This window comes from Zavarzinella formosa DSM 19928, from assembly GCF_000255705.1.
In the GTDB taxonomy this organism is placed as follows: Bacteria; Planctomycetota; Planctomycetia; order Gemmatales; family Gemmataceae; genus Zavarzinella; species Zavarzinella formosa.
Map to the genome: position 1 here is coordinate 758,591 of NZ_JH636439.1, position 13,537 is coordinate 772,127.

9 protein-coding genes are annotated in these 13,537 nt (G+C 57.6%); 2 read left to right on the top strand and 7 right to left on the bottom strand.

The window, feature by feature from the left end; genetic code table 11:
- Positions 1 to 6 precede the first annotated feature (6 nt).
- From BGIM_RS0104095 to BGIM_RS0104105, 3 genes are read right to left on the bottom strand one after another with little or no spacing between them, the layout of a single operon-like run.
- Positions 7 to 1,092: an alpha/beta hydrolase family protein gene (locus BGIM_RS0104095; protein WP_020468528.1), complete on the bottom strand. Its 1,086-nt coding sequence runs from the start codon at positions 1,090 to 1,092 to the stop codon at positions 7 to 9.
- 12 nt (positions 1,093 to 1,104) lie between these two features.
- Complete coding sequence (locus BGIM_RS0104100) at positions 1,105 to 2,292, bottom strand: TolB family protein (RefSeq protein WP_029629727.1); 1,188 nt, start codon at positions 2,290 to 2,292, stop codon at positions 1,105 to 1,107.
- 51 nt (positions 2,293 to 2,343) lie between these two features.
- Positions 2,344 to 3,258, bottom strand: a complete 915-nt coding sequence (locus BGIM_RS0104105; RefSeq protein WP_020468530.1) for a dihydrodipicolinate synthase family protein — start codon at positions 3,256 to 3,258, stop codon at positions 2,344 to 2,346.
- Between the two features lie 208 nt (positions 3,259 to 3,466).
- Between BGIM_RS0104105 and BGIM_RS0104110 the strand changes: the two genes are divergently transcribed.
- Positions 3,467 to 4,270 (top strand): glycerophosphodiester phosphodiesterase, encoded by an 804-nt coding sequence (locus tag BGIM_RS0104110; RefSeq protein WP_020468531.1) that lies wholly within the window; start codon positions 3,467 to 3,469, stop codon positions 4,268 to 4,270.
- 57 nt (positions 4,271 to 4,327) lie between these two features.
- On the opposite strand, the gene BGIM_RS0104115 is transcribed toward BGIM_RS0104110, so the two are convergent.
- The 3 genes from BGIM_RS0104115 to BGIM_RS0104130 all read right to left on the bottom strand — a co-directional run bounded on the left by BGIM_RS0104115 (position 4,328) and on the right by BGIM_RS0104130 (position 5,979).
- Positions 4,328 to 4,753, bottom strand: a complete 426-nt coding sequence (locus BGIM_RS0104115; protein ID WP_020468532.1) for a hypothetical protein — start codon at positions 4,751 to 4,753, stop codon at positions 4,328 to 4,330.
- Positions 4,754 to 4,873: 120 nt separating this feature from the next.
- Positions 4,874 to 5,056, bottom strand: a complete 183-nt coding sequence (locus BGIM_RS0104125) for a hypothetical protein (protein WP_020468533.1) — start codon at positions 5,054 to 5,056, stop codon at positions 4,874 to 4,876.
- Positions 5,057 to 5,097: 41 nt separating this feature from the next.
- Complete coding sequence (locus tag BGIM_RS0104130; protein ID WP_020468534.1) at positions 5,098 to 5,979, bottom strand: Mov34/MPN/PAD-1 family protein; 882 nt, start codon at positions 5,977 to 5,979, stop codon at positions 5,098 to 5,100.
- A gap of 411 nt (positions 5,980 to 6,390) precedes the next feature.
- Here BGIM_RS0104130 and BGIM_RS0104140 point away from each other — a divergent pair, with 411 nt between their 5' ends.
- On the top strand, positions 6,391 to 8,010 hold the full coding sequence (locus tag BGIM_RS0104140) for a hypothetical protein (RefSeq protein WP_020468536.1): 1,620 nt from the start codon (positions 6,391 to 6,393) through the stop codon (positions 8,008 to 8,010).
- Positions 8,011 to 8,165: 155 nt separating this feature from the next.
- Here BGIM_RS0104140 and BGIM_RS0104145 read toward each other — a convergent pair whose 3' ends face one another.
- Entirely contained in the window at positions 8,166 to 13,430 is a 5,265-nt protein-coding gene (locus BGIM_RS0104145; protein ID WP_020468537.1) for a tetratricopeptide repeat protein, read from the bottom strand.
- Positions 13,431 to 13,537 lie beyond the last annotated feature (107 nt).

The following is a 13,537-nucleotide window of genomic DNA, read 5'->3' on the forward strand; positions in this document are numbered from 1 at the left end:
CCTGACTCACGGCAGATCTTTCAACGGCGACGTCATCTCGATGCGAACTTTGTACTTTTTCGGATTGGAAACGACGGTGACCTTGGGGCCATCCGGGCCGGTTTCATACTCAACGGTGACTGAACCTCGCGTGCCGTCTTCGACCCAAACTTGGAAATTCCGGGTGACCACATAACCCGGCACAAACAGTTTTCCCTTTGCTGGAAGCCGAAGGGGCGTTTCAGCGGGCCTTGAAAGCACATCTGGCAAAAAAAGTTCGTCGGCCTTTGTCAAATCCCGGTTGCCGGTTCGATAGTTATGCACCCAACGAACCTGGTCTGTTGCCTTGCTGACATTGGTGACAATCTCTTTCTTTCCGGCGTTTTTGCAGTTGATGATAAACTCCTCAATCATGTTCGCCGGGCACATCGTTTCTTTCTCATCCCAAACGAAATGCAACTTGCCGGGACCGACGTTGGCGGCCGCCGGGATGGCGTTGCGGGATTCATACAGTTCGGGCAGCTTCGCCGGCGGGCCGCCGAGGGCTTTTTCCATCCATTCGTTGCAGTCGACCCGCCCTTTCGAGGCATGCCAGCCGCCGTAATCGCTGATGCCGAAGAACGAGATGTAATTCCGAAACAAGTCCGGGAATCGTACCATGCAAGCGATGGCGTTGCCGCCCCCGCCGCTGTAGCCGACGATGTTCAAATTCTTCACGTCGATCTCTTGGGGATATTTCTTCATGGCTGCCAACACCGCGTCGAGAATGTCATGCACATCCAAGCCGCCGCTATCCCATTTGCCGCCAGAGTCGCCGCACCCCCGCATGTCGGGAGCGATGGCGAACACCCCTCGGGGGGCCAGTTCTTTGACATCCAACGCGACGGCCTTGCGCGATCCTCGATAGCCGTGCATGACCACCAAGAGCGGTTTCTTTTTGCCATCGGGGATGTATTCGACATCGGCCAGCAACGGCTTGGTGTCGTCAATGGAACTGGCGTAGGTGAGCAGTTCTTTTTTGGTCGCGGGCTTTGGCTCATCGGCGAATGTCCGTTGATCGAAACATCCGGCTATGAACAGGCCGACAAGGAGAATGCGGAACGTGATGGTCATAATTGGTTCATTTCATTTGAGGTTAATGGTGGGCTGCCAATGGGGCCACATCGCGGCATAACCGGTTTTCAACTCCGTGAGGCGTTGTTCCCGGCGGTCCGCGAGATTCATCACGAATAGCTGACGGATGCCGTCGCGTTTCGATCCATACAACAGCGATTTTCCATTAGGCGATGGCTGCGGATGATAGTGAAGCGTCCCCTCGGGAGACTTCGTCAGCTGCTCCGATTTTCCATCAAGAGTGACGCGAAACAACTCGACAGACTTGCCTGCCAATCCTGTGTGGAAAATGGATTTCCCATCAATGGCCCAAATCGGGGTGTCGCTGCTGCCGCCGTGAAAATCCGGCACATCGAGAAATTCGATCACCCCCCGATAGCCGCCGCGATCCGCGAGCTTTTTCAACCCCGTCCCGTTCGCCCGGACGATGTGCGGATGGCAGTTGTAATGCTCTCCCGAGACAAACAACACCCATTCGCCATCAGGGGACCATGTGGGGGCGAAATTGAATGGATGGCCGGTGTTGATTTGCCGGGCGTTCGACCCGTCGGCGTCCGCGAGGAACACTTGATAATTCTTGTGATAAGCGATTCGTTTGCCATCCCGCGAACTGTTGAAGCCGTAGGTGAACTCCTTCGATGATTTCGTGAGATCCGTTTTGTTCCGGCCGTCGCGATCCATGCGAAACGGGTGGGAATTACCGTCGATGATCGCCGTGAAGCCGAGTTTCGTTGGATCGTTCGGCCAGAAGAACAAACCGCTGTTGTAAAAGCTGATCCGCTCCACGGCGGTGATGTTTGTCGCTTTGCCGGTCGAGAGTTCAACTAGGTAAGTGTCAATCAGCCATCCTTCCTTGGTGTGCCGGAAGGTTTTGTGTTCCTCTTCCCATTTGGCATTCTCCGGGCTTTGCCAGCCGCGAACGATCACGGCCGTCTTGCCATCGGGGGACCAATCGGCGAACTGTGTCCAGGTGTCTGGTTCTCTTGCTAACTCTTCGGCTATTCGCTGTCGGCCGGAACCATCCGCCCGCACGATCATTGCCCGTGAAGTGCGAACATTCGCATGTCGCCCGCCGGGCAGGTTGGTCTGCAATTCGGTGTAGCCGATCAAAGGGACCGAACGGACTGGTTCTTGGGCTGACAGAGAAAGCCAGCAAGCCTGCAAGAGAACCAGCATGACGGTGGCAATCAATTTCATCATGTTCTCCGGTCCGGACCATCAACCCGTTCACTATTTCACCACATGATGAATTCAAACGCGAACTGAATCAAAGAATCCTAATCGTTCCAAATTGGCCAGCAATTGGGCGTGCTGATCCACCGTCAGATTCGCGTTGGGAAGCCGGGCGAGGCCGACATCCACACCTAATGCGGCCATGACAGATTTGGAAGCCGCCATGTAACCGAACTCGGCCAATAATTGAATGAGCCGCACCGAGCGATATTGCTCGATGCGGGCCGTGGCGAGATCACCAGTGGAGAACGCCGCCATCATCCGGGTGTAAATCGGAGTGGCAAAATTATAGCTGCTACCAACCGCTCCGATGGCTCCGACCGCCAGTGCGGCCAACAAATATTCGTCGATTCCCCACGGAACATCGAAACGGCCATCGCGGCTGTGCAGACACCGCTGATACATCATCAGATCGAAGTTGGAGAATTTGAGGCCGGCCAGCGTCGGAATCCGTTCGGCGGCCATGTCGAGAAAGTCGGCCATCGGCAGATACACGCCGGTCATCGGCGGGATGTCGTAATAGTAGAACGGCAACGACGGGGCGGCCCCGGCGATCTGTTCGCAGCAGGCGATGAGTGTTTCCAAAGATTTCGGCTTGAAATAACTCGGTGCCACGGCCGAAATGGCGGCGACTCCGAGGGATTGGGCTTGGGAGGCAAGTGCCCGCGAATCAGCGAGACAGTTCGAGCCGACGTGAACAATCAGCCGGAGTGATGAGTTGCGAACAACTTCGCTCCATCGTTGGGCGAGGGCCAGCCGTTCTGCAACTGTGAGGGACTGGCTTTCACCGGTGCTTCCTCCGATGAAGACTCCGGAGACTCCGGTTCGCAGCAAATGATCGGCTTGTTTCTCCACCGCTGACAGATTCAATTCGCCATCCGCAAGGAAGGGGGTGTGAGTGGCGGCAATGAGGCCTTGCAGGCGTGAATTCATCGTGAAGATTCCAAGGGAGAGGGCGGGGGTTATGACACGATAGCCCGAGGGGGCCGTTTGGGACCGGCAATTTACGAAAGTTCTCTTCCGAGGTTTTTCAGTTGAACGCCCCATCGCTTGGATAAAGCAGGCGAGCCGCCGCCTCATTTTAAAACGGCCCTAAACTGATTTCGTCGGTCATCCTGTTCTCGGTCACGAGAGAATTCTCATGCGACTTTCCCTCCTGCTGGTGCTGCTAATCGTCAGTGGTTCTCACGGCGAACCGCCCCCGTTGATCTCAACAACGACAAGCGTGATCGCCCATCGAGGCGGGACCGGTCCGGACGGCACGCTGGCGGGAATTAAAAAGTCCCTTGACCAAGGCTACTTGTTCATCGAACTCGATGTGAGATTGAGCAAAGACGGCCGGGCGGTCATCATGCACGACCCGACGGTTGACCGCACAACCAACGGCAAGGGCAAGGTGGCCGACATGACGTTCGATGAATTGCGGACACTCGACGCGGGGGCAAAATACAAGGATGTTGACGACCCCAAAAAATCCTACGCCGGGCAACGCATCCCCACGCCGGAGGAAGTCCTCGAACTTGTGGGGGGTCGCGGGATTGTGCTGTTGGAATTAAAAGTTCCGGAGGCCGCCGAGGCCGTCGTGAAAGCGGTTGTCAAAAGCAAGGCCAAGAACCGGGCGGTGGTGCGAACGGCTGATTACGAAATCTTGAGGGCGATCAAAAAGCTTGATCCGGAGGTGCTGACCGGGTCGATGGGGGCGATTCCCGAAAACAGTCCGGACGCTTTGATCGCCAAACTCAAGGAAGCGAAAGTTTCCGCCTTCACCCCAAAAGTCAACACGGGGGTGACGGCCGCCGTGGTCAAGAAGTTTCACGAAGCCGGAATTGCCTTCTGGGGGACAAACACCAACGACCCGGAAGAGATGAAGCAATTGATCGAAGCTCACGCGGCCGGGATCATCACGGACTTGCCCGGTGTGTTGCAAAAGCTGTTAAAACCATAGACAAATCGTCTGGATCGTTTGGCCGGTGGTGGTCGCCAATGCCGGGAAACAGGCCCGCTATCGGGCGTCCGGCATCGGCCATTCGCCGGTGGTGTGCCAGACTTCATAACAGGCGAGCCAGCGCCAGGCGGCTTGGATGGCGAACACGCAAGTGAATTTGGCCGCGTCCCACCGGCTGGAGTCGCGGGTGGAACCCTGCCGCCAGAGGCACATCGTCTGGCCTTCGAGCAAATGGGGGCTGTGTCGGATCGGCGTGATGATCCGGGTGACGGGGGGAATGACGGGGTAGTTGGTGTCGAGCCGTGTTTCCAGCGAATAGGTATTGTGGCAGGGTTTGAGACAGTAGCACAGCGTCAGGGAGTTCTTGGCGCGGATGATCCGCACCCGGAAATCCGTGTCACGTCCCTCGTTGTATTTTTCGATGGCCGGCAACTCGATGGTGAGAAGTCGCCGTTTTCCCGTGTCAGAATCGAAAAGTCCCATCTCGCTTCAGCCAACGGTGGAAGGGAAAGACGTCGTTTGAATGGGTGAAAATTGGAATGCGGAATGGAAGACAACCAACGGCAATCTGTCATTGATCCTGATTCCGCATTCCAAAACTGGTCAATAGTGGCAGGGCACGGATCGGATGGCGTTGATCACTTCTTCGTCGGGGACTTCTTCGGTGGTGCCGATGAAACCGGTGTTGGCGCGGTCCATCAGGACGGTGAGGCCATCTTGGGCGTTTCCCCGCAGGGCGTTGACGAGTTCCTTGCGTTCGGTTTCCGTCAGGGGTCGAAAATCCATGACAATCTCCTCGAATGAGGCTTCGGGATCGGGCGATACGGTCAGTTCATTAACCGGACGAGAAGACTCAGGATATTGAGATCGATCCGGTCATCGGGTTTTTCGGGGGCCAAGGGGATCAGAGAGGTTCCGCCGTTGGTCTTTTCCAGCAAATAATACCGGCGTTCCGTTCCTTCGATTTGCACATGCAACGCCGTCTCACCTTGTGGGTGGCGGATGGTCAGGCCGATCATCGGCGCCTGCCGACCCATCGCCACTTCCAGCCTCGTCTTGGGCAGGAGTTCGGTCAGCGGATTCAGACGGTCCGCCACCGCTTCCAATTCGGCCCACACCTTGCGGAGAGGTTCGGCCAGGTCCGGGCCTTTCTCCACTTCCACCGGAAGTTTCCGGTAATTCCGGTCCTTGCTTCCGAGGACGTACCACGTTTGTCGCAAAACTCCAAGCCCCAAGACATGTGGCTCGGGCTGACAGCGTTCGCCGGTTGCAGTCGGATAAGCATCCGCCGTGCCGATCCCGAAGACACCTTCTTTGCCCCATTGGTTCGCCACCCATTTGATGTCCCCGCGATAATCGCTGGAAGTCGGATGCCGCAAACTGCCGGGATGAGTGTGAACCACACCCAATAATCGCAGGTCTTTCCTATCTTGCCGGATGAACCAATTGGCCAATTCCTGCGATTTATTGTCAAATAGCACATGCGATTCGCTTGCGTTGCGGTTCGTCCCGGCCGGCAGGGTCGCCAGCACGATGGCCTCATCGCGGCCCCGCAAACCCAGCAACAGCCAGCCGATTTCCTCCTGCCCGCGATCTGACTCTCGATGGGCCGCATATTCCGCAAAAAGCACGCGAAACACACCTTCAGTCAGGACGACCCGTCGAAGCGGTTCCGGGTTCGACCATGTTGTCGTGGTGGCTGGAGGCATGGTCGTCTCGCGAGGGACGCCTTGCATCCAACGAACCAATGCACGGGTGAGTTCCCGCACCAACACGACGAAATCGATCAGCGTTCTCCCATGAAGGAGGAAACCCGGCCAATTTAACCATTCGAGGGGTTTTGGCCGGAGAGCAGATCGCCGACCTTGGCGTCGGGGAAGAGGATGTCATATTCCGTCCGTGCATCATAACTGCCACAGGCGAACCTGTAAAGTTCGCCCGCCAAATTTGACATGATTACTACAATCAGCATGTCCTGCGCATCATCACCAACCCTTGTGGCTATCCCGGCTTAATGTCATTGACAAGCCGGGCGGGCTGGTTAGAGTGAAGTTGGTGACCACATCGTTCGGTGCGGGGCGTCCTTCCGTTCCATCGGCATTTCGGGGAGTCTCATCCAAATGGCCAAGAAGAAAAAAGAAACCGGTCCGGGGCCGGTGATGATCATGTTCCTTGTCTTCTTCATCCTTTCGACCACAGCCTTGGGGGTGACCACTTACCTCGGCTTCGAGTCCGAAGGCCAGGCCCGCGAGGAAACGAAGAAGGCCGTGGAAGACAAGAAACAAGCCGAGAAGAAATTCGCCGAAGAAACCGCTCGCCGGAACGTGGACCGGATCGCCATGGGCATCGAGGACCCACAGGATCGGGAAGATATTGCCGGGGCCGCGAAAGAACACAATGCGGTGATCTTGGAGGAACACAAACGTATCACGGACCGTCTGACTGGTGCTTTCCCCACAAAGGACGCTTTCAGATGGCCGCTCATTGACGATCTTCGGGGTGGCGGAACCGGCGGCGAGGGGGACAAGAAGCCCGCTCCGGCCCCGAACAAGACTGTTCCGTCCATCGCCAAGGAATGGGCCAAAATGTACCTTGATGCGGACAAAAAACTGAAGGATGCGGCGATTGCATTGCAGAACGCCGATGCGCAGAAGAAAGCCGCCGATGACCGCGCTGTTGCCGCCAAGACCACCTTTGACACGAAACTGGCCGAACTCGACGCCACCTACAAGGGTGCTATTGCCAAACTGACCGCCGACTTCAACAACCTCAAGGTGGAGGCCGACAAGGCAGGCACCACGTTCGCGGCCAAGGCTGCCGATTGGGCGGTTGAGAAAGCTGATCTTGAGGGACAAATTCAGAAGATGGGAGCCGACAAAAAAGACCTGAAAGAAAAACTCGTTCGCGCCCAGAATCCCGATCCCACCGACTTTGAAACCCGGTTCAAACACTTGGACTTGGTGAAACTAGAGGAGCGCAAAGGGGAAATTGCGGGCAAGGCCGACAGCAAGTCTGTCACGCTACAATTTAACTCCCGAAATATTCTGGCGGTCGGGCAGACCTTCATGGTTCTCGCCCCGGACAAATCCCTTGTCACGGTGATTGAACGCGAAAAGGCCTTGGAAAAAGATCACCGGGATCGTCGCGGCCTTTTTGACCGCGAGCCGTTCACCAACAACGAACAGATCAAGGGGATGGTGGAAATCACCGAAGTCACCGGCGCTTATTCGGCCCGCGCCCGCATTGTTTCGCAAGCCGAAAGCATCCGTGATCCGATTTCCAAGAAGGACTCGATTTACAATATCACCCTTACGGGCAACAGCCGCGAACACGTGGCCTATTGCGGCATCATCGACCTTGACGGGGATGGCCTGCCGAACAACGAAGAATTCGTCCGAATCCTTGAGAAGAACGGTGTGATTGTCGATGCCTATCTCGATTTGAAGACGGGCGAGATCAAGGGCCGCGGGATGAACGCCGCCACCAAATTCTTGATCCTCGGCCCCGATGCCCCGGAAGTGGGCAAGGTGAAGGAAATGATGAACAAGGCCAAGGAAAACGGAATTCAGATCGTCGACGCCCGGAAGTTCCTGAAGCTCATCGGTGTGACGCTGCCCGCCAACCCGATCCCGCCCCGGTATAGCACGACGAACATCGTCGGCGACGGGGCGGCCCCGATGGGTGATGCTCCCGCCGCCAAGAAGGATGAAGTCCCGCCGCCGGCCAAGAAGGGCGAATAAATCGTCCGGATGATTGGTTGATAAAAGCAAAGAACCCCGTCGTTCAACGACGGGGTTCTTTGCTTTTACACGTTGATGGTTGCCGCTCAATCAACTGGCGTCAGTGACCAAGAAAGCATCCTCTCTTCGGTCACCGACCACCGACTCAACACATTTCACGCCTTCTTCTTCGCCTTTGACAAGGCAAGGAACTTCTTGGCGTTCGCATCCGTCGGGTACAATTTCAGGGCGTTTTCAAAACTAACCGATGCCTCGGGGAATTTACCCGCCGCCAAATCCCGCTGGCCTTGCACCATCCAGGCACAAAGGTCGGATTTCTTCTTGGCTTCGGCATTGGCCGGAGAGAGTTTCAGAACTTCTTGATAGTTCTTGTAAGCATCGACGAACTTCCCTTGATCTTCCAAACCATCCGCCGCTTTGAAGAGGGCGACGATCTTCCCCGCGTTCTCGTCGGCCTTCGGCTCTACTTTCGGAACCACCTTCGGCGGGACTTTCGGTTCCACCTTCGGCATGGGCATCGGCTCAATCTTCTTGGGAACAATCGGCGTTTCCTTTTTCGGCGGAACCATCGCCGCTTTCGCCTCGGCCAACCCCTTGAGGGCGGCCGGGTCGGCCGGGATTGCCTTCAACGCGGCTTGATATGCCTCGACCGCATCCGGGTAATCTCTCATCTGCATGGCCCGTTGGGCGGCGGTCATGGCGGCGACGTATTGCTTCTTGCGAGCCTCCATTGCCCCGGCCTCGGCGTCAAGAGTCTTGGCTTGTTTCAGCAAAGCCGTCGCCGTCGGGTCGTTCGGGATGATCTTCAACGCGTCCGTGAATGCCTTTTCTGCGTCGTCGTAATCCTTCTTCACCAAGGCGGCCCGGCCGGTCTTGATGGCGTTGTCGTAGGCTTCCTGACGCTTCTTGGCTTCCATCGCCCCGGCCGTGGCCGTTTCGATCATTCTTTCGGAGTCGTTCAAAATCTTGGTGGCGGCCGGGTCTTCTGGTTTGAGGGCGAGGGCTTGCTTTGCAGCGGCCATTGCCTCAGGGTACTTCTTCGTCGCGAAGGCCGTTGAAGCGTTCCTCAAGGCGAGCAGATAGGCTTCCTGCTTCTTCTTCGCTTCCGTGTCCCCGGCTGCCATTGATCGGCGCACCGCTTCGTACTCGGCCTGCACCTTCTTGATGTCCGGGTCAGTAGGGTCTTCGACGGCCGCTTCTGCAAGGAACTTGGAGGCTGCGTTCAGGTCTTTCGCGGCGATTGCCTTGCGGGCATCCGCGAGCAAGGCATCGACCTTGAGGCCCTTTTTCGCATCCATTTCCTTCTTCTGGACGATGGCGGCCGAGGCTTTCTTGGCCGTGTCGATGTCGACAAACAACTTCTTCACATCCGGGGCATCCGGGCTGATCTTCGCGGCCTTGTCCGCAGCGGCTTGGGCCTCGCTGAACTTGCTCGACCGCAGGGCGGTGCGGGCCGTTCCGAGGTGTTGGGCCAATTCCGCGGCTTTTTGCTTCGCAGAGATGCTGGCCTTCGCCTCGTCCTGTTGCTTGGTCACTTCCTTGATGAGTTGAAGCGAAGCCGCATCCCCCGGCAGGATTTCTTGGGCTTTTTGGAAGGCGGCCAAGGCCGATTCCAATTGCTTTAAGCGAAGGGCCGCCTGGCCGGTTTGAATTTGCTTCTCATAAGCGGCCCGCTTGGCCTTCGCCTCGGCTTGAGCCTTGGCGTCTCCCGCCATCTTCGCAGAGGCGGTTTCGGCGGCTTCCAACCCGGCTTTGGCTTCTTGGTTGTCCGGTGAAATCTTCAGGACTTCGTTGAACGAGACAATCGCCGCATCGTATTGCCGGGCCTTGAGGTTGGCCTCTCCATTGGCGAGCAACTTAGTCAGGTTTGTCTTTTTATCCGTCTCTTCTTTCTGTCGGCGAGCCAGGGCAGCTGCTTCATCGCGGAGTTGTTGGGCCTTGGTCAGTTCCGTTTGCAGGGCCACATCATCCGGCTTCAGGGCGGTTGCGGCTTTAAGCGTCAACACCGCCTTGTCGTATTGCTTTGCGGCCATGGCCGTGCGGCCTTCGGCGAGTCGCTTTTGGATGTCAGCGATTCTGCGTTGTTCCTCGGCCTTCTTTTTCGCATCCACATCGGCTTCGGCTTTCGCCTTGGCGAGCAAATCAGTCGCCTCGCGGAGTCCATTGTTGGCCTCCTCGGTGCGGAGAGTGTTGGAGGCGAGTTTGTAGGAAACCACCGCCTCGTCGTACTGTCGGCTCTTCATGGCTTCGCGGGCCTTGGCGAGAGCGGCCTGATATTTCACTTGAAGGCTGGCGTTTTGCTCCTCCAACTGCTTCCGACGAAGCTCTTCTTGCGCGAGTTGGGCTTCCAGCTTACGGTGTTCTTCTTCGCCTTTCTTCATCGCGTCCGCACGGGCTTGTTCCACCAAGGCGGCCGAGACGAGTTTTTCGATTTCCGGCGAAGGCTTCAATCGGCGGGCATTTTGGAAAGAGGCCACGGCGATGCCGTAATTTTGTTTTGCCAATGCCCGCTGGCCTTGATCGACGAACGTGTCGTACTCGGCTTGGTTCTTCTCGGCGATGGCCTTCTGTCGGGCGACTTCCAGAAGAGCCTTCTTTTCCTGTTCGGCGACAAGTTGAATTTTCACCCGATCCAGTTCAATGTCCTTCAAGCGGCGAACTTCCGCATCTCGGGCGGCTTGTTCGGCGGCCTGACGCTTTTGCCGTTCGACGGCGAGCCGTGCCTTGGCGTCCGCGAGTTCTTGAATGACCGCGTCATCTCGCTTGATGGCGTTGGCGCTCTCCAAGAATGACACCCGTTGCTCAAGGTTGTTCTGGCGGTTGGCCAATTGGGCTTGGGCGATCAGGTTTTGTTGCGCGAGCAACTGTTGACCGAGGAATGCCTTTTGTTGCTGCGCGCCAAGCAGGGCTTGTTGCCGTTGAGCTTGCAAGCGTTGAGCCTCGGCGGCGGCGGCCAAAGCGATTTGGCGGTCCCGTTGCTGGGCGGCCAGCACTTGTTGTTGCTGCCAGGCGGCTTGCCGTTGAGCTTCCAAGTCGGCCTGCCGTTGTTGAGTCTCCACCTGAACCAGCAATTGCCGGGTTTCGACGTGATTGGGGTTGGTCTTCAAGACCGACCGGAACAGGTCGATGGCGATGGCAAACTTTCCTTTGCCGATTTGGATGTGGGCTTCCTTCACTTGTTGTTGCACAAACTGCTGTTGCTGGACAACCACCACCTGTTGCTGCGGCGGCAAGGTCGTGAGCCGGGCGATATCTCCCATGCGGTATCGGAGATCATTCGCATCCTGACAGCGGACCGTCGTGTTGGCCACTTGAACATTCAACTCGGCATCAAGGATGAACGTGTTCACGTCAAAGCTGGCGACCTCCCGGAGAGAACCCATCAGGAAGAAACGAGCGCCGACGGCCCGGCCGAGTGTGAGACGGGCGTACCCGTTGGTCAGCACATCGCGGAGCGTCAACCCGAGGCGACCCATCCACCAGTACACTTCGCCGGGGTTCACCACATCGTACTGCATACGAAAATAGGGAGAAATCGTGTCGGCGGTCCATTGTCCCAATCCGGGGGGAATGCTGGACTGGATGGCGAACGGATCGCGGAATTCCACGAACGGCAACACCACCATCCGGGGGCGAATCACCGGCACAACCACCGGCGGCGGGCAAAGCGGCCGGCACTGGTCGAGACGCAACCGCACGCCGGGATGGCCGGGATTCAGGCCGAGGGCAAATTCAAAATGTCGCAGAGCCTCGCGGAACAATCCGCGAAGGAAACAATTATCCCCCAATTGCACGGACGCGACAAAAGCCCGTTGGTTGACCACGGCGGGGCCGTCCAAAATCACCACCGGGGGAGGCGGCGGGGCGCCGACTTCGATGACGCGGAAGCCATTAAAATCCTCAATCACCACCCGGCCAAATTCCGGCGGGCGCGGGGTGAAAACCATGATCGGCGGGGGGGGCGGGGCGACCACTTGCGGAGCCGGGACCGGCGGGGGCGGGGGAAGCTCGGCCACCGGTTGCGGCAGCACCGGCCGGGCCTGTTCGGCCAGCGCCTTTTCGTAATTCCGCTTTTCGTCATCATTCATCTGTAACATGCGGGCCAACGCCGGGAGCCGATTGCTCATTTCCTCCGGGCTGGCGGCGACGATGCGGGCCGTCTGAACGATCAAGCCGCTTTGGGTGTCCACTAACCGGGCGTTAACCGAGATGCCCGCCAGACGGTTGACGCTGCCCAGAACGACGTAGCGGGCGCGAGACAACTTGCCGAATTCCGTGCGGCCGGTTTCATCCTCATACAAGGCTTCGTGGGTGAGCTTGAGCTCCTCAAGTAAAGCATTGGTCTGCGCCCGTTCCACCACATCGAAACGAGGACGGAAGTTACCAAGCAGTTCTTCCGCGATGGCATGGCCGGCTCGCGGGACGCCGATATCGTTGATGACTTCAAAATCGGCAACGGCAACGCGCGGCTTGCGGTTGTTGATGGCCAGTTCAGACTCGGCAATCTCCTGACGCACCACCGGCGTGTCCCAATTTTGTTGGGCCACCTTCAAGACGGTGATCGCTTCCTCAAGCCGATAGGGGTCTTTGCGAATCTGGGCGGCTTCGTTGCGGTTTTCGTCGTATTTTTGGAGTTTTGTTTTGAGCGGGTCGTAAATGTCGCGGTAATCCGCCAAGTTGGCCCCGTTGGCGGCGGCTTGGTCGTAAGCCAGCACGGCCGAGCGGATGTTGTTCGCCTTGCGGGCCGCCTCGGCTTCCTCCAGATATTTCGACTTTTTTTCTTTGTCTTCCAGTTCGGCCGAAACAAGGGCATCCGCCTGACGCTTCAAGTTGCTCAGCGTTTCGGCGGCATCGGTTTCGCCGTATTGGTCAAGGGCCTCGCTGGCGAGCTTGGCGGCCTCGATCGGTTTGCCGGCCGTGAGGATTTCTTGAATGTCATCAATGGTCTTTTGGACGGCGTCTTTCTGTGTCAGCTTCGTTTGAAGGCGTTCGATCTCTCCTTTGACGAAGTCTGTTTCTTGAATGGACAAGGCCGTCTGCAAGTTGTCGAGAGCCTCTTTGTCCTTCCCTTCGGCCATTTGGAGGAAGGCCTTGGAAAGAACGGCTTCGTACTTCTCCTGGCCCGTTTGGGCTGTCAGGGTGGGAAGGACCGGCAGCGTGTCCTCGTCCGTTTTGACTTCCGGCGGGGGAGGAAAGGCCGGGTCCGTTGGATCGACGGGGTCCGTCGGATCGGGAATAGCTGTCGGGTCGGTCGTCGGAATCGGTTTGGAGACGCCCGGCGGGATCGGTTTTGATTCGCCCGGTGAAACCGGTTCGTCCTTTATTTGGGCCACGACGGGTGCGGCATTTTGGCCGCAACCGGTTAAGAGGATGGCGACAGCCAGGGTGGAGAGGCTGAAGCCTAAAAAGAGACGATGCATGGTAAAGAGTGCTCCCGGGTGCGTGGGTGGTGCGCAAGCCATCATGGCCATTCGACAAACGGGGACGAGACCGTTGCCGGGTTAACGGGATCATACCCATGCCTTGC